The sequence below is a fragment of the Candidatus Cloacimonadota bacterium genome (genome assembly GCA_020532085.1).
GTDB lineage: Bacteria > Cloacimonadota > Cloacimonadia > Cloacimonadales > Cloacimonadaceae > Syntrophosphaera.
In genome coordinates, this window is record JAJBAV010000008.1 from 37358 (window position 1) to 55107 (window position 17750).

Genomic DNA, 17750 nt, shown 5'->3' on the forward strand with positions numbered 1-17750 from the left:
GGCTTCAGCCACCGGAGGTTGGATCGCCCTGCCCTGGTGAGGGAAAACAAGCCGGCGGTTAAAACCGCCGGAGATCGTGTCTCCCTGGCCGCTGATACCCGGGAACGGTGGCTGAAGCCACCGCCTTCCGTCTTTCGCATCAGCGTTTCAGTCGGAGTGAATCAGGGATTTAATCACTGTTTCTATCCGGGTGAATCAGGGTTTCAGCCGGAGTAAATCGGCGTTTCGATCATGGTTTCATATCAGAGTGGATCCGAGCAAATCCGAGCAAATCAAAGAACAAACTTGCAGATAAACCAGCTTGGCCCCGGAGATCATTACGGTATCAATACGGAATCAATACGGATTTCATCCGTAATGATTCCGTATTGATACCGTATTGATATTGGGAGCCATCTGGGAGGCAGTGGTGTTTAATATTGAATGCCAGTGCGTTGCCTCCATCATGGTGAACACGATATCCGAAGTGGGCGCAAAGCCGCCCAAGGACATGAACTTGAGCTTGCCCGGCAGCGCGATCGGGATATCCTATCAAATGGATAGACGATCCAAAAGAGGAATCAATGAAACGACAGATAAATCTGGGCATTGACGGGATGCACTGCGCGGCCTGCAGCGCTCGCTTGGAGAAGGCTTTGGCCAAAATGAAGGGGGTAAGCGCGGCGCAGGTGAACCTGGCCCTGGAAGAGGCCGCGCTGGAGTTTGACGACCGGCTGGTGGACGAGAGTGATTTCGCCCGGGCGATCGCCGGGTTGGGTTTCTCGGTGCGGGAAAGCCCGGCATTGGAAGAAGATGCGCAGATCAAGAACATGCTGGTGGCGAGGGAGCGAATGTGGCGTATCTGGGCGCTGGCCCTGGCGGCGATGGCGCTGATGCTGCCCCTGATGCTGGTAAAACCCATGCCCGCCTGGCATCACTGGGGGGTTTGGGCCATCTTCGGCCTCACTCTGCTGGGAATGTTCTTCCCGGCCCGGGGAGTTTACGTATCCGCATACAAGTCTGTGCGTTCCGGCAGCGCGAACATGGATGTGCTGATCGCCCTGGGTACCCTGGCCTCCCTGCTGGTAACGCCGCTCTCGCTGGTGGTGAAAGGCATCAGCGCCCACGATTTCAGCGGCATCGCTTTGATGATCCTGGCCTTCCACCTCACCGGGCGCTATCTGGAAAGCCGGGCGCGCGGCAAAGCCTCCGAGGCGATCCGCAAATTGCTCAATCTGGGCGCGAAAACCGCGCTGCTGCTGATCGACGGGGTGGAAACGGAGGTGGCGGCCCACAAGATCAGGGTGGGCGACATATTTGTGGTGAAGCCGGGGATGAAGGTGCCGGCGGACGGGGTGATCGTGGAGGGGGCGGCTAACCTCGACGAGGCGATGGTGACAGGCGAATCGATGCCGGTGCGGCGCCAGAGCGGGGACAAAGTCACGGGCGCCACGGTGAATCTGGACGGCTATTTCCAGGCCCGGGCGGAAAAAGTGGGCCGGGACAGCTGGCTGGCGCAGGTGGTGAAGATGGTGCAGGACGCCCAGCATTCGCGGGTGCCGGTGCAGCTGCTGGCGGACAGGGTTACGGCGGTGTTCGTGCCGGTGGTGCTGGTGCTGGCGGCGCTCACCTTCGCGGCCTGGCTGGTGATACCAGATGTGATGGGCGCCGGGGGCGACTGGCTGCGGCAACTTATCCCCCTAAGCAGCGCCAAAACCGGGCTCGCGGCAGCGCTGATGGCCGCCATTGCCACTTTGGTGATCGCCTGTCCCTGCGCTTTGGGGCTGGCCACGCCCACGGCGCTGATGGTGGGCAGCGGGCTGGGCGCCGAACGCGGCATCCTGATCCGTAACGGCGAAGCTTTGCAGAGAATGAAAGACATCCGGGCGATGGTGTTCGATAAAACCGGGACCCTCACCCACGGCAGGCCCAAGCTCTTAAAATTCAAGGGAGTTGGGGTTCCGGATGAGGAAGCTCTGAATCTGGCGCAGAGCCTGGAAACCGCCAGCGAACACCCTTTGGCCAGGGCGATCGTGGCCGCCGCTGTTGAACAGGGCCTGAAACCGCGGCAGGTGAAGGATTTCCAAAACCACAGCGGACGGGGGGTGTCCGCTTTACTCGGCGGCATAAAGTACTGGCTGGGAAGCGCTTCGCTGCTGCGGGAAGAAGGCGTGCAAGGCCTGGAAGAATTGCCGGAAGAGGCGGAACTGAAACACGCCAGCCGGGTGTATCTGGCTGACCAGGAAAAGGTTCTGGGAATATTCTCTTTGGCCGACACGGTGCGCCCGGAGGCGATCGGGGTGGTGAAGACATTGAAAGGCATGGGAATCGAGAGCATCATGCTGAGCGGAGACAACGAATCCACCGCCGCCGCCATCGCCGCCCAGCTTGGCATCGCCAGGTTCCGGGCCCAAGCCCTGCCGGCCGACAAAGCCAGGATCATCGGCGAACTCCGGGCCGAATACGGTCCGGTGGCCATGGTGGGCGACGGCATCAATGACGCTCCGGCGCTGAAATTGGCCGATATCGGCATCGCCATGGGCCAGGGCACCGACATTGCCATCGAAGCGGCGGATATCACCATCCTGCGCGACCAGCTGGAACTTATCCCGCAGGCGGTGCGGCTTTCCGTGGAAACATTCCGGAAGATCCGCCAAAACCTTTTCTGGGCCTTCTTCTACAACCTGGTGGCCATCCCGTTGGCGGTGTTCGGGGCCTTGCATCCGGTGATCGCGGAAATCGCCATGGCCACGAGTTCCGTGACGGTGGTGAGCAATGCCAACCTGCTCCGGCGGGGGTTTCTAACACAGAGACACAGAGGCGGGGAGACACTGAGTTAACAGAGGATTTTTCACCACAGAGGAGCAGAGTTGGGCAGAGAAGAAGCAAGCGGAGGGTTTTCTAACAAAGAGACAGGGAGAAAAGGGAAAAGGGGAAAAGGTTGGTGAATGGGTGAAAGGGTGAAACGTAACGCTCTCTTTCAAACCGGGCGGGTAGTGGCCGGAGGAACCCCTCGCCAGAGGGGTGCAGCACTATAGGCGGGGTGTTTCAACCCCCGTGGCAGAAAGCCTCGATCGAAAGCAAGCAAACCCCGCTCGCGGGGTGAAGGAATTTGCGGAGCGATCAATCGCTTCGCCATAATGTTCGGGGATTTAGCAACACATCTCTGATCCGCGATAAATCACGAACCTAAGTCCTGCACCCCTCTGGTGAGGGGTTTTCAGGGATTCGCGCGGCTGCTTTTGCGGGGGTTGAAACACCCCGCCTATAGTGCTGCACCCCGCGCAGGGCGGGGTTGTGTGTCTGGGTTAAGCTTCTGCTGCTGTGCAGAGTCAGCGCAGGGATTTGGCAACCCAGGATAGGTTGGCATGGTTCACAACGGGTTGCTTCAGTCACCCGCTTGGTTTGAAAGAGAGCCAAAAAAGAGATGCGGGCCTCCGGGTGTTCCGGATATCCCGCATCTCTATATCAGCCGATCTGCCGATCAGGGTGTGCTGGCTTCGATGTAGTTCACCAAACGGGAGAGGGAGTTGGTGTAGGATCCGAGTTCGTTGTCGTACCAGCCGAAGATCTTGGCGTGGGTGACGGGCATGGTGACTTCGCGGCCGGCTTCCACTCCCAGGGCGGCAAGGGTCTGGCGGGGAACAGGGATGAAGCTGGTGCGGGTGTGGGTTTCGTGGGCCTCAAGGGTGGCGGCGGCCATGGAACCGATGAGGTCGGCGGAGACGTTCTGGCGTTCGGAATAGACCAGCAAGCCCTTTTGCGGTCCTTCCGCGGCCTGTTTGTAGATCTCGTTGATGAGGCGGCGGCTCACCAAAGGCTGGCCAAGTTCGTTAAGTTCGGTGTGGAAAGTCACATTGAGGTTGATAAGCGAAACCGTGGAGGTGGGGATGCGCACGGAATCGGCCATGAAGCCCACGGATTTGATCTGCGGCATCACCAGTTCCAAGGCTTTGGCTGCGCCGGTGGTGGAAAGGATGATGTTGTTGAGCACGCTGCGGGTTTTGCGCAGGTCGGTGGCGCCGGCCTTGGGCACGGAATCCAGGATGCTCTGGGTGTTGGTGGCGGCGTGGATGGTGCTCATGGAGGCGGTCATGATGTTGGCCGTGGCCTCGTTTTCCAGCAGGGGCTTTATCAGGTGGGCGAGGCCGGTGGTGGTGCAGCTGGCGGCCGAGATCACGTGGTGCTGGGCGGGTTTGTAATTCAGATGGTTGATGCCGTAGATCATGGTGAGGGCGTCAGGGGAGTTGGTGACGCCGGCGGTTTTGCTCTTGAAGGGGGCGGAGCAGACCACTTTGAGGGCGCCTGCTTCCAAATGCCCGCGCAGACAAGGTTTTCCCTGTTCGGGAGTGGCGTTTGGATCCACAAAATTGCCGGTGCAGTCCACCACGATGCGCACGCCTTCGTTCAACCAGTTGATGTCCTTGGGGTCGCGGGCGCTGCGGAGGACCTTCACGGGAATGCCTTCGATGGAGATCAGAGGCTTGTCCGGATCCAGCACCTGGATCTCGGCGCGGCGTCCGACCATGCCGAAAAGGAATTTATGGATGTTGCCGTAGGTGGAGTCGGTCTCCATCACCTGGATGAGGTCGTCCAGGGTTTTGCCCACTTCGCGGCCGCAATTTACGATGATCCCGTCGAAATGGCGGAGGTTGATCTGATTCCAGAGCAGCAGCTTGCCGATCCGGCCCAGCCCGTTGATCCCGAGCAGTTTTTTGTTTCTCAGGTCGAGGTTCATGCGATACTCCTTGTCTGTGTATTTTTTAAAATTGCTTAGCTGCGAATGGTTTCCACCGGATAGTGGCCCAGGAAGATGGCGCCGCTGCTGGCGTCGATGGCGATCTCATCTCCCGGCTGGAGCAGGGTTTCGCCGATGCGGCAGTGGTTTTCGTCTTCGAACACCTTGAGCTGGCGGCAGTTGACGATGCCCACCAGGCCGAGGCGGATGGCTGTGACCGCGGCGTGGGAAGTGACGCCGCCGCGCGAGGTGAGCAGGCCCTGGCAGTCGAAGAGCAGTTCCATATCCTCAGGAACGGTATCCGGCCGCACCAGGATCAGCGGCTGGCCGCGGTTCTTGAGGGCGTCGATGTTGGCGCGGGAAATGGCGATGAGGCCGTTGATGACGCCTTTGCCGATGCCGATGCCGTTGCCGAGGGGTTTCAGATCGCGCTTGGGCACATTGAAAACCGTGTAGGCGCGGGCTTTGGTGATCACCTGGTTGCGGGTTTGGAGAATGAAAAGCTGTTCACGGGAGGGGCCTTCGAAGGTGAATTCCATCTCCTGATGGGGGTAGTCGCGCTCGTCCAAAAGCTGGCGGGCCAGGCTGAGCAGACGGGTGTAGATCTGGGGAAAGTCTTTTTCCAGAGAGAGTTCCAGCCTTTGTTTGGACTGCTTGCGCTCCTGTTCGGAGATGGGCAGGGTATGCACCAGGCCGGCCACGACGTCCTCGCCCTGGCTGCAGAGGGTGAAATCGCCGTTGAGGGTGATCCCCGGCGCCTTGCTCCAGGGCGCGTGGGTGAAGAGCACTCCGGTGCCGCTGTCCAGGCTGATGTTGCCCAGCACCATTTTCTGGATGGTGACGGCGGTGCCCCAGTCGTCGGCGATCTGCAGTTTCTGGCGATAGAGCCGGGCCCGGTCCGTATTCCAGGAATCCAGCACGTGGAGAATGGCCTGTTTCACCTGCAGGAAGACGTCCTGCTCCAGCTTAAGCTTGTGCCTGGCCAGCACCTTTTTATAGGCTTCAGACATCTGCCGCATCTGCAGAGGGGTGAACTGGGTTTTGAGCTTCACCTTGTGGCGGCGCTTGAAGGCGATCATCACGGCGTCGAATTCGTCGCGGTCGATGCCGTAGGCCATGCCCCAGCTTTGGATGAGGCGGCGGTAGCAATCCCAGGCTGTCCAGCCGTAATTGGGGCGGGCGCTGAGTTTGAGGGTTACCTCGTCGTTGAGGCCGATATTGAGGAAGGTGGTCATGGCGCCGGGCAGGCTCATGGGCGCGCCGGAACGCACGGAAAAGAGCAGCGGGGACTCCGGATCGCCGTAGCGGAGGCCGGTCTGGCCTTCGAGGCGGGCGATGTTGAAGCGGAGCAGTTCATCCATCTCGCGTTCGATGCCGGGATGTGAGCGCACGATCTGGCTGAAGCGATGCAGTTCGGTGGTGATCACAAAACCGGGCGGAATGGGGAATTCGTATTGGCGCATCTTCTTGAGGAAGAAGGCTTTGGAACCCAGCAGCACCTGGTTGTCGAGCCGGCCGAAACTGGTTTGCAGCGGAATGAACATCAGGTCCGGATCGTAGCTCATCACGCGGCTGAGTTCGGCGGAACCGAAGACCTGTTTCATGGCCGCGAGCGAGACCAGGATCTGGGCGATGAAATTGTCCATCGGCTGCACCAGGAATGAAGTGGCCAGCAGCTTGCGGAAAAACTCCTCGGCGAACATCTGCTGGGCGGTCTGGCGCTTGTATTTGCCGGCCACGCCCTTCACCGGGGCGTGTTCGAGTTCCTGCTCGTAAAAGCGGTAGAAGTATTCGTTGATCAGCTCGGTGATGCTGTCCTTGATCTGTTTGAAGAGGTCCAGATACTGGTCCAGCGAGAGGTTCACGATCCTCTGGCCGGATTTGAGCATCTCCAGGGCGCTGGAAAAAGCCTCGCTGGTGAGGCCTTCGCGGGCGAGGCCGAGTTCGAAGAGCTCGAGGATGCGAATGATGCGCTTGAGGGTTTTTGCCGTGATGTAGTCCAGGTTCAGCTGCCTGATGTTCTGCTCCACGAGGCGTTCCACCAGGTTCTCCAGGCGGAAGATCATGCCCATGGCCTCCAGCTTCGGTTCGCGGTATTGCCCATACATGGAGGGAATGCCGGCCGCGATGTGGCGTTTGTAGTAGATGTTTTCCCAAGCCTGGGTGGGATTGGGGTCCAGGATCACCTGGTTGAGGCGGCCAATGTAGTCCAGCATCTGGCGGATGCCGCTGTCGAAATCCTTGCGGGCCAGGCTTTGGCGCAGGCGCAGCTGCTCCTTTTCGTCGAACCAGTTGAAGCGGCCCAGGAATTTGGCGATATCGTAGGGATCGAGCTGATATTTGTCCAGCAGCATGTAGTAGATGCGCACCAGCAATTCAAGGCGGCGGAGGGAAAAGTCCTCCTTTTTCACCTGGCGGAACAGCGGCGCCACCACCTGCCAGGATTGGCCCAGCAGGTCGTCGGCCCCGGTCGCGTTGTCTTTGAAGAATTTCCGCACCGTCTTTTGCTGGGCTTTAGTGCGTTCGTCCGGGCTCTGGATGAAGAGGGCCACGTCATCCGGCAGCAGGCCCTGCAGGTGACCGGGATCGAGGTCGGTCCAGTAGTTGAGGATCTGGCGAAGGAGGTTGATATGGGTGTTGTTGCTTTCGGTGTGCACCTGTTTGCGCACGAAATGGATGAGGCGATCCTTGCGGGAGCTCATTTCGTCGATCTCGGTGCTGAGGTCGCGGATCTCGCCCTCGGCGCCGATCTCGTGGTAGAAGACCGGGAAGAGCCGCAGCAGATGTTTGGTCTGCACATACAGCGGTTTGACGTTGCTGTTCAGAAACTGGGAAACGTCCTTTTGGAAGAGGTCGGTGTCCGAAATGAAGATGCCGCCTTGGGTGAGGTTGATGATCAGCGCCGCCAGGAGGTCCTTGCAGAGGATGGGATCGAGGCTGATCAGCTCCAGCCAGGCGCGGATGTTCTTGATGTGGTTTTTGTTGGCCACGATCTGCCAGTCCTGGTTGATCTTGATCTCGCCGGGCGGGATGAAGCCGAGGTCGATGATCTTGCTCAGGCAGCGGCGCGCGAGTTCCGGCTCGGCAGGATCCAGCACGGCTTTGCCGATGGTGAGCACGCAGTCCAGCACGATGCTGCTGTGCTGGTCGCGGAATTCGGCCAGGTTGTCGAAGATGCTGTCGATCAGCAGGTTGAGCTCTTTCACGGAGAGAGATTCGTGCAGGTCCGCCAGCAGGCGGTTGAGGTCCCAGAGCAGGTGGTCGCTGAGGGCGTTCATCGGGGGCAAACTCAAGAGGTAGAAAAGGTAATGGATCTTTTCCGGCAGGCCGGTGAAGGAGGCCAGCAGGTCGCGGTGGCGGGTGGCAATATCCGAGTAGGAAGGTATGGCGGCGAAATCCTGCAGGGTTTGGGCGGTTTGAAGCTGTTTGAGGCAGCCCGTGAAGAATTTTCCGCCCACGGCCTGTTCCAGCCTGGCTTTGTCCAATGTAACCAGATCGTCGTATTTGTCGTGCCACGCGGCGATGGCAGCCTTGGCCCGCCAGAGTTTGATGGAGGCTTCGTAGATGCCGCGCAGCAGGGCCACGGCCTCGTCCTGACGGCGCAGGCGTTCCGAAAGCTTCAGCAGGGTCTTGAAACACTGTCCGGAAGCGGCGATAAAGAGTTCCGGGGCCTGTCCGTGCAAATCCTCCAGAAGGTCGAAAGACTGGTCCAGAATGGTTTGCGGCACCTTTTCCTGGTCGGCCAGGGCGGCGATGAAATCCAGATATTCGTTCAAGCAGCGCTGTCTTACGCGGTTTTCCTCCGCGCGGGCAAAGATGTTGCCGAAGATGCCCAGGATCAGTTCCAGGGCGTGTTCGCTTTCCTCCAGCTGCAGGTAGAACCAGAGGTCGCCCATGATGCTCTGGCGCATCAGTTCCAGGGCGGAATCGAGGTTCGCGAAGGGATGGTGCAGCTCTTCCAGAAAGAGTTTGGTGCGCTGCTGAATGCCGAAGTAACTGGCGCTGCGTTCCAGCAGCCACAGGCTGTCCGGCGACAGCACGATCTGTTTTACCTGGGTCTGGGCAAGGTTGCTCGCCAGGGCCTGGGATTCGATCTTATCCAATGATATCCTCGATCTGTAATTGATCCGGGCGGACCGCCGTAGCCGGCAAATTGATTCCACATCCGCGCCGCCATCGGCTACATAATAATTCCGCGTTTAAATGTCAAGCCTCATTTTCAGTGGGCTTCGAACCAGTTGGCCCCGCTGGCGATGCCGGTCTTCAACGCCACCACCTGCCGATATTGCTGCGGCAGAGCGTTTTCCATCTCCGAGCGGACCAGCTCTTCGGCCTCCGCCAGAAAGTCCCGGCGCACTTCGAAAACCAGCTCGTCGTGCACCTGCAGCACCATGCGGATGCGGGGATCGTCCCCGGTCCGCGCGTGGATGGCGATCATGGCCAGTTTGATCAGGTCGGCGGCGGTGCCTTGGATGGGCATGTTCACCGCCACGCGTTCCGCTTCCGCGCGCAGGCCCTGGTTGCCGCTGCCGATGTTTTTCAGGTAAAGCTTGCGCCCGAAGATGGTCTGACTGTAGCGGTGCAGCCTCGCCTCGGCCTTGCAGTCGTTGATGTAGGCGCTGATGGAGGGGAAGCGCTCAAAATAGTGCCTGATCATGGTTTTGGCGTCTTCCAGCGAAATTCCCAGTTCGCGCGAGAGCTTCTTCTGCCCCATTCCGTAGAGGAGGCCGAAATTGATCACCTTGGCGCGGCGGCGTTCCTCGCCGCTCACCTGGTCCAGCGGTTTCCCCGTGATCAGAGAGGCCGTCTGGCGGTGGATGTCCAGGTCGTTTTGGAAAGCCTGCACCAAAGCTTCGTCGCGCGAGAAGAGGGCCAGCAGCCTCAGCTCGATCTGGGAATAATCGGCGCTCAGGATGGCCCAGTCCGGGTTCGAGGCGATGAAGGCCTTGCGGATGGAGCGGCCCAGCTGTGTGCGGATGGGGATATTTTGCAGATTGGGATTGGAGGAGGAGAGCCGGCCGGTGGAGGCCACGGTCTGGTTGAAAGAGGAGTGGATGCGCCCGGTGGCTGGATTGATCAGCTTTGGCAGGGCGCCCACATAGGTGGATTCCAGCTTGGTGAGGCTGCGGTATTGGATCAACTTGTCCGCGATCTCATGATCCTCCGCCAGTTCCTCCAGCACCGTGATATCGGTGGAATAGCCGCTTTTAGTCTTCTTTTTGGCAGGGATCTTCATCTCTTCGAACAGCAGTTTGGCCAGCTGCTGGGTGGAATTGAGGTTGAATTCCCGGCCCGCAAGGCCGTAGATCTGCTCCGTGAGTTCCTTCAGTTCCAGATTGATGGCGCGAGAGATTTCCCGCAGTACGGGTGTGTCGATGCTCACACCGTTTTCCTCCATGCGCTGCAGCACCGGCACCAAGGGCAGTTCGATGCTCTTGTAAAGCTCTGTCAAACCGCTGTGGGAGAGGCGCCTGGCATAGAGGGGCTGCAGCCGGAACACCGCCCAGGCGTCCTCAGCGGAGTAGGCGCAGGCGGCTTGAACATCCACGAGGTCGAAGCTGGTCTTGTTTTTCTTGTCCAGCAGGCTGGAGATGAGGATCATCGTGTGCCCAAGTTCCGCGGCGGCACAGGCGTCCAGGGAATACTGGTTGGTGCCGGGATCCAGCAGGTAGGCGGCCAGCATCGTGTCCCAGAGCGGATTGTCCAGTTCCCAGCCGTGGCCGCGCAGCACGATGAGGTCATACTTGAGGTTGTGGCCAAGGATGGTTTTTCCCGCCGTGGCGTCTTTCAGGGCGGCCAAAGTCGCTTCCAGCGGCAGGTTGTCGTGCAGCTGGTGTCCCAGGGGCAGATACCAGGCCTCTTCCGTCTTCACGCATAGCGATATTCCCACCAGTTTGGCCCCCACGGGCTCCAGTGAATCGGTCTCCGTGTCCAGGCTTACCAATTCCGCCTGCCGTAGTTGCTCCAGCAGGCGGGGCAGGTTTTCGGGAGTGGCAAGTATTGGCGTGAAAGAGAGTTGACGCTCCGAAGAACCATCCTTTCCAACAGGCTCCGTGGCGAAAATGTCCCCCTGGGTGAGCTGTTCCTCACTCACGGCGGAAGCTGCCTCAAGCGGTCCCGGACCGCCCTGTCCGAAGCGGTTTTCGATCCTGCGCCTGAGCTGATACAGTTCGTAGCGGCCAAGAAAATCCGTCGCCCGCAGAAGGCTGGCGCCGTCGAAGGCAAGCTTGTCAACTTCCGGCAGCGGGATTGGCACATCGCGGATGATCTGCGCCAACTGCCTGGAAAGAAAAGCGTTGTCTCTGTTTTCCGTGAGTTTTTTGCGCGTCGTTTCCCCAATCTCGTCCAGATGCGCGTAGATCCCGTCCAGGCTTTGGTATTGCTGCAGCAGCTTTTCCGCGCCCTTGGGTCCGATGCCCCGCACCCCGGGAATGTTGTCGGAGGCGTCACCCACCAAGGCGAGGTAATCCACGAACTGTTCGGGATAGACGCCGAATTTGCCGAAAATCCCCTCCCGGTCGTAACTCAGGTCCTTGGCGGGATCGAAGATTCCCACCCGTTCCTCCACCAACTGCGAATAATCCTTGTCCGAGGTCACGAACACAATGTCAAAGTCCTCCTTGAAACGTTCCCCCAGCGTGGCCAGCACGTCGTCGGCCTCATAGCCGTCGAGCGAGATCTCCGGCAGGCCGATGAGCTGGAAAAACCGTTGCACCGGCTCGATCTGCGCCACCAGCTCATCCGGCATCGGAGGCCGGTTCGCCTTGTAGTCTTCACTCAGTTCGTGCCGGAAGGTGGGTGCCTTGCGGTCGAAACTGATCAGGATGTGCTCCACCTGTTTCAGCTCCAAAAAATGCAGAAAGGAATTCACCACGCCGAAGATGGCGCTGGTGTGTTCCCCGCGCGAATTGACCAGCGGATTTTTGATGAAGGCGAAATGCGAGCGGTACAGCAAGGCCGTGCCGTCGATCAGATAAAGAGTTGGGCGCATGAGCTTGCTCCTGGCTGAATTTTGGACTGTGCCGCAGGATATAAACAGGCGGGATTATTGTCAAACTTTTTCCTCCGTCACCGCCCCCGCGCGCTTTTCCGCTTGACAGAATTGCACGGCTGAAAATAACATGAAAGGTTGCATTGACTATCACAGAGAACAGGAGTTCACATGGCACTGGTGCTGAAGACCACCAAGTTCGTGGAGTCGCAGATCGACTCTTTCCTGGACGTGGTCAGCGATTCCGCGCTGCTCTTCCAGCTTGGCGTGGAGGATTATCTGATGGGCAGGTTCGAGCAGTTCGAGGAACGGCTGAACCTGATCCGCGAAAACGAAAAGAAGGCCGACGACCTGCGCGTGGCGATCGAGCGTTATCTTTACGAGCGCACCCTGATCCCGGAAAACCGCGGCGACGTGCTGGCCATTCTGGAAAACACGGACGAAGTGATGGACAACATCAAGGACACGCTGATGCAGTTTTCCGTGGAAATGCCGACGATCCCGCAGGAAGTGAACGACCTCTGGCTGCAGACCACGCGCGCCTCCACCGCCGCGGTGGAGCAGCTTACCTACGCCGTGCGCTCCTTTTTCCGCGACCTTTCCCAAGTGAACAACTACATCCACAAAGTCTACTTTTTTGAGCGCGAGGCCGACCAGTTGGGCGAAAAGCTGCGCCGCCTGATCTTCGCCCAGGGGATGGACCTGGCCCAAAAAACCCACCTGCGCTGGTTCGCCCTGCACATCGAACAGATCTCGGATTACGCCCAGGCCGTTTGCGACCGGCTCTCCATCTACACCATCAAAAGGCAGCTCTGATCCCGGCATGATCTACGTTTTTCTGATCAGCGGCCTGTTCATAGGCTGGTCCATGGGGGCCAATGACACCGGCAACATCTTTGGCGCCGCGGTCTCCACCCGCATGATCAGATTCCGCCAGGCCGCCCTGATCGCGGCCGTCTTTTATTTTCTGGGCGCGGTTTTGGAAGGCAGCGGGCCCTCCGGCACCCTGGGCCGGTTGGGTTCCGTGGACGCCCTGGGCGGGGCCTTCACCGTGGCGCTGGCCGCCGCGCTGGCCATTCTGGTGATCGTGCGGCTGGGCATTCCCGTCTCCATCTCGCAGACCATCGTGGGCGCCCTGATCGGCTGGAACTACTTTTCAGGACGGCTCACCAACTTCAGTTCCCTGCTCACCATCGCCAGCAGCTGGGTCACCGCATTCGTGGCCGCTGCCGGCATCGCGGCTTTGCTCTTTTACCTCGTGCGCGGTTGGATCAACAACTCCAAACGCCATCTGCTGGAACAGGACATGATCATCCGCTCCGCCCTGATCCTCTTCGGCGCTGTCGGGGCCTACTTTCTAGGGGCCAACACCATCGCCAACGCCGTGGGGGTCTTCGTTCCGGTTACACCCTTCCGGGATCTGGCGCTGGGCCCCTTCCTCTTTATCACAGGCGTGCAGCAGCTTTACATCATCGGCTCGCTGGCCGTGGTATTGGGCATCTACACCTATTCCCACCGCGTGATGGGCACCGTGGGCAAGGACATCTTTCAGCTTTCGCCCGCAACCGCGCTGGTCGCCCTGCTCACCGAGACCATCGTGCTCTTTCTCTTTTCCTCCCGTGCCTTGCACGATCTGCTTGTGGCGGTGGGACTTCCGCCCATTCCGCTGGTGCCCATCTCCTCCACCCAGGTGATCGTGGGCGCTGTGATCGGCATCGGCCTGGCCAAAGGCGGCAAAAACATCCGCTACAACGTGCTGGGCAAAGTCACCCTGGCCTGGATCGCCGCCCCCGCCATGGCCTTTCTCTTTTCCTTCGTCGCTCTCTTCATCACGCAGAACGTCTTTGAACTCGAGGCCTACCATCCCCTCACCTACAGCGTGGACAAGAGCGCGGTGCAGGAGATCGCGCGCCGCGGGATCGACACCAACAAGCTTAGTTTCGTGAATCTGCGCACCTTCAAGACCGAGCTCGAACTCTACAGGGAACTCACTTTCGAGGAAACCTATCCGCCCGAGGCGGCCAAGGAGATCATTTCCATCAGCGAAAACCACCCCCTGCTGGTGAAACTGGAACTGCTGCAAAAACGCGGACTGGACAAGCGTTTGAACCAGGAACAACTGGCCGCGCTCAGCCAATTGGAGGACAAGAGCTTCAAACGCAGATGGAACCTCGCCCAGACCCTGGCCAAAGACCCTTCCTGGCAACTGGTCGAGGCTCCCCAAACCCAGGCTGATGAAAGTTACAACGCCGATCTGCAGGCCGATCTGGACCTGCTTTACAAGGTCTTTTACCATCCCAAGGACTAAGGCCGGGCACCCAACCAGCTGAAGCTTATGGCACATAGCCCTCTGTCTCTCTGTCCCTCTGTTTTTAAAATCCCTCTGCTTTTACTCCGCTTTTGCTCCGCTTGGCTCTGTGGTAAAAAATCCTCTGTTAACTCCGCGTCTCGCCGCCTCAGCGCCTCTGCGGTAAGTTATTTTGTGCCTCGAAATGAATTCCGGGCACCCAACAGACTAAAGTCTATGTTACGCAAAACTCTGTCTCTCTGTCTCTCTGTTTTTAAAAAACCTCCGCTTTTACTCCGCTTTTGCTCCGCTTGGCTCTGTGGTGAAAAAACGCTTCCCGATTTCCCCCTCTCTGCGTCTCTGGGTTAGAAAAACATGACTGAACAAAACCTCACCCTCATCCTCTCCTTCGCCCTCGGCTTTGCCCTGAAAAGCCTGAAACTCCTGTCCAAAGAGGACGCCGCGGTGCTCCTGCGCTTCGTGCTCAACGTCTGCCTGCCCCCGCTGATGATTTTGGCCATTTACCGTGCCACCCCTTCCGCGGATATGCTGCTGGTGACGCTTAGCGCCATGCTGGTGATTTTCATCCTCTACTTCATCAGCTCTTTCATCGGCAAAAAACTGGCCCTGCCCCGCCCCACTTTCGGCTCTTTCCTGGTGGGCACGATGATCATGAACACCGCCTTTGCCCTGCCCTATTTCAAGGCGATCGGCAGCGAGGAACTGGCCCGCGCCTCGCTGTTCGATATCGGCAACACCGTCCTGATCTTCACTTTCAGCTATTACAACGCCATCAAATACGGCGCCAACGCCCACACCGACCGCATCCAGCTGAAGAAATTTCTCACCCTGCCCCCGCTTTGGGGCATGCTGATCGCTTTTGCCATCAAGGGCTTGGGTGTGAACATCCCGCCCGCCGCGGTTTCCTTTCTGGAGGTCTTGGGCCAGCCCACCGGATTGCTGATGATGGTGGCGCTGGGCCTGGCTTTCGCGCCCCAGGCCTCGCATCTGGGCAAGGCCCTGATCGCCGTCTTCATCAGGATGGGCCTGGGTTTCGCGGCCGGATTCACACTCTCCCTGCTCTTCGGATTGCAGGGCGTCCCGCGCCTGGTGGTGCTCACCTGTTCCGCCCTGCCCGTGGGCTTCAACACCTTGATCCTGGCCGACCGCGAGAACATGGACCGCCCCTTCGCCGCCACCATGGTCTCGGTTTCCACCCTCATCGCCCTCTTCACCACGCCGCTGCTGATCCGCCTCTTTTCCTGATCCAGCCAAAGTTGCGCCCCCACCGGCGAAACTTCCTTGACAAATTGGCGCAATATCTGCTTATATCAGCCGTCAGGAGCGTAACCATGAAAAGATTTATTGTTGGACTGACGCTGATCCTGCTCTGCGCATGCGTTTTAGCGAAACCGGTAAGCCCTGCCAGGGCGGAAAGTGCCGCCCGTACACAGTTGCAAAGGCTGGATCGCAGCGAAACCCTGCTGCCGCCGCGTCCCCTGGGCGAAGCAACCTCCCCCCTGGCCTGGATCTTCGGCCTGCAGCCCCAGGGCTACATCGTGGTTTCCGCCGACGACGAACTGCCTCCCGTGCCGGCCTATTCTTTCACTTCAGATTTTGATCACGGCGGCAATACCTGGCTGGCGGAACTCATCGCGGCCGATCTGGCTTTTCGCGCCGCCGGGTCCGGTCCCGCAGAGCGCCTTGAAAGCTTTCAGATGTGGCAGAACCCCGTCTCTTACCGCGACGATTTTGAGCAGTGGCCGCCGCCGGGCTATTCGCCCTCGGGCGGTTGGCTGAAAACCGAATGGCACCAGAGCGCCCCCTACAACGCGGATTGCCCCATCGATCCGGTCTCAGGCCAGCGCAGCGTGGCCGGCTGTCCCGCCGTGGCCATGGCCCAGATCGTCAACTACCACCAAAGCTTGAATGGAACCAGGTTTACCGACGCCGATGACTACCATCACAACTACGCCGGACGCAATTTCTGGATCGACAACGACCACAGCGCGCGCGATTTCCCCTCCTGGCCGGACCTGAACACCGCGCTGGACACCCTCACCACCCATTACGCCCTGCAGCAGGCCACCACAAGTGACGACGCCGCGGCGCTGATCTGGGCTTGCGGGGTGGCCGCCGAACAGGTTTACACCTCCGAAGGCAGCGGCACCTTCGCCGTAAGCCAGGCTTTTAGCGCTTTCCAGCGCTTCGGTTTTGACTTTTGCGAACTGCTCACCGCCTCCGCTATCGATCTCAATTCCCGCATGGCGCAAAACATCAAGGACGCCCAGCCAGTGCACCTGGCTGTGGTCACGCCGGCCTGGGACGCCGGACACAATGTGGTGGTGGACGGCTACAACACCGACGGATTCTTCCACGTCAATTTCGGCTGGGGCGGCTCCCAAAGCGGCTGGTACCTGCTGCCGGACCAGCTGCCCTACAACCTCACCGTGGTCGAGGGCGCTATCGTGGACATCGAACCCCGCCAGTATCTGATGGCCATTCCGGATACCCTGTTCTTTCTTGACAACGCCTCCATTCAGGAATTCCACGAGTTGGAACTGGTGAATATCAGCGACACCAGCCTCACCATTAGTGACATCAGCTCGACACCCTATAACGTGGTTGACGCCTTTCTGGTCTGCGAATGGTATCCCGGCCTGCCCCGTGTCCTGGAACCCGGCCAAAGCATGATCGTCTATGTCCACTTCGTAGTTGTGGAAGGCGGGCCCAGGGAAATCATCACCGGAAGCGTCTCCATCGCCCACGGCTGCGGCTGTTACCTGGTGCCCATCCTCATCGACAACAGCCTGCCCGCGCTCCCGGCTGAAGATGAGGTCGCGCCCCACGCGAATCTCAGTGCCTGGCCCAATCCCTTTGTCGACCAACTCGAACTGGCCTCAGCCACCCGCGGGCCGCTCCGCGTGAGCGTTTACAACCTCAAAGGCCAAAAACTCGCCACCCTCGAAGGCGAGGGTGAACTGAGCTGGTCACCCGATCCCGGAACTCCCGCCGGAATCTATTTCATCCAAGATGAGTCTGCCAAAAACAGCCGTCCCCTGCGCGTGGTGAAGATCAGATAGAGCATCAGGAACCCTTCGCTGAAACAAAGACTCAATGGCTTGATAAGCAATCAATAACCCCATGGCTGATGACATCTATTCAGCATATCTGCGTAAGACACTGTCAATGAACGTTATGGCTGTTGGTTCCTAATCGGCCCCCAATATCAATACGGTATCAATACGGAATCAATACGGATTTCATCCGTAATGATTCCGTATTGATACCGTATTGATATTGGGAGCGATGTCTCGTCCTAAAAAAGTTGATAAGGGCTCTCTTTTAAACTGAGTGGGTAACTAAAGAAACCCGTAATGAAAGTCGATCCAGAACCTTGAGATGCCAAATCCCTGCGTTGACTCTGACAGCCGCAGAGGCTCAACAGAGGCAAGGAACCCCGCCTCGCGCGGGGTGCAGCACTATAGGCGGGGCGTTTCAACCCCCGTATCCGGTCGCGTAAAGAGAAATTCAAACCCGCTTGCGGGTGCAGGACTTTGATGCGTGATTTATCGCGGATCGGATGTGCTGGATGCTGACCTGATCATATGGCGAAGCGATGAATCGCTCCGCAAAGTCCCGCACCCCTCTGCGAGGGGTTACGAATCTATCGGCCACGTGGCCTGTTGCGGGGGTTGAAACACCCCGCCTATAGTGCTGCACTCCTCTGACGAGGGGTTCCTCCGGTCATTTCC

The 17750-nt window shown here is 59.1% G+C and carries 8 protein-coding genes; 5 read left to right on the forward strand and 3 right to left on the reverse strand.

The window, feature by feature from the left end; genetic code table 11:
• Positions 1-563 precede the first annotated feature (563 nt).
• Positions 564-2819, forward strand: a complete 2256-nt coding sequence (locus LHW45_03455; protein MCB5284633.1) for a heavy metal translocating P-type ATPase — start codon at positions 564-566, stop codon at positions 2817-2819.
• A gap of 644 nt (positions 2820-3463) precedes the next feature.
• Here the strand turns inward: LHW45_03455 and LHW45_03460 are convergent.
• The 3 genes from LHW45_03460 to polA all read right to left on the reverse strand — a co-directional run bounded on the left by LHW45_03460 (position 3464) and on the right by polA (position 11708).
• Positions 3464-4717 (reverse strand): glyceraldehyde-3-phosphate dehydrogenase, encoded by a 1254-nt coding sequence (locus LHW45_03460; protein ID MCB5284634.1) that lies wholly within the window; start codon positions 4715-4717, stop codon positions 3464-3466.
• Between the two features lie 35 nt (positions 4718-4752).
• Complete coding sequence (locus LHW45_03465) at positions 4753-8820, reverse strand: pyruvate phosphate dikinase (GenBank protein ID MCB5284635.1); 4068 nt, start codon at positions 8818-8820, stop codon at positions 4753-4755.
• A 116-nt stretch (positions 8821-8936) separates the two neighbouring features.
• Positions 8937-11708 (reverse strand): DNA polymerase I, encoded by a 2772-nt coding sequence (polA, locus tag LHW45_03470; GenBank protein MCB5284636.1) that lies wholly within the window; start codon positions 11706-11708, stop codon positions 8937-8939.
• 171 nt (positions 11709-11879) lie between these two features.
• Here polA and LHW45_03475 point away from each other — a divergent pair, with 171 nt between their 5' ends.
• The 4 genes from LHW45_03475 (at position 11880) to LHW45_03490 (ending at position 17078) form a co-directional block, all read left to right on the forward strand.
• Positions 11880-12524, forward strand: coding sequence for a DUF47 family protein (locus LHW45_03475; protein MCB5284637.1), 645 nt, complete (start codon positions 11880-11882; stop codon positions 12522-12524).
• 7 nt (positions 12525-12531) lie between these two features.
• The gene (locus LHW45_03480) at positions 12532-14016 is read left to right on the forward strand and encodes an inorganic phosphate transporter family protein (GenBank protein ID MCB5284638.1); all 1485 of its coding nucleotides are present in this window, start codon (positions 12532-12534) and stop codon (positions 14014-14016) included.
• A 354-nt stretch (positions 14017-14370) separates the two neighbouring features.
• On the forward strand, positions 14371-15261 hold the full coding sequence (locus tag LHW45_03485; protein ID MCB5284639.1) for an AEC family transporter: 891 nt from the start codon (positions 14371-14373) through the stop codon (positions 15259-15261).
• A gap of 86 nt (positions 15262-15347) precedes the next feature.
• On the forward strand, positions 15348-17078 hold the full coding sequence (locus tag LHW45_03490) for a thiol protease/hemagglutinin PrtT (GenBank protein ID MCB5284640.1): 1731 nt from the start codon (positions 15348-15350) through the stop codon (positions 17076-17078).
• Positions 17079-17750: the final 672 nt, after the last annotated feature.

Bases quoted from the DNA above. Each gene is read 5' to 3' on its own strand.
- LHW45_03490 (MCB5284640.1), top strand. From the start codon at position 15,348: ATGAAAAGATTTATTGTTGGACTGACGCTGATCCTGCTCTGCGCATGC.
- LHW45_03480 (MCB5284638.1), top strand. From the start codon at position 12,532: ATGATCTACGTTTTTCTGATCAGCGGCCTGTTCATAGGCTGGTCCATG.
- LHW45_03485 (MCB5284639.1), top strand. From the start codon at position 14,371: ATGACTGAACAAAACCTCACCCTCATCCTCTCCTTCGCCCTCGGCTTT.
- LHW45_03460 (MCB5284634.1), bottom strand. From the start codon at position 4,717: ATGAACCTCGACCTGAGAAACAAAAAACTGCTCGGGATCAACGGGCTG.
- polA (MCB5284636.1), bottom strand. From the start codon at position 11,708: ATGCGCCCAACTCTTTATCTGATCGACGGCACGGCCTTGCTGTACCGC.
- LHW45_03455 (MCB5284633.1), top strand. From the start codon at position 564: ATGAAACGACAGATAAATCTGGGCATTGACGGGATGCACTGCGCGGCC.
- LHW45_03475 (MCB5284637.1), top strand. From the start codon at position 11,880: ATGGCACTGGTGCTGAAGACCACCAAGTTCGTGGAGTCGCAGATCGAC.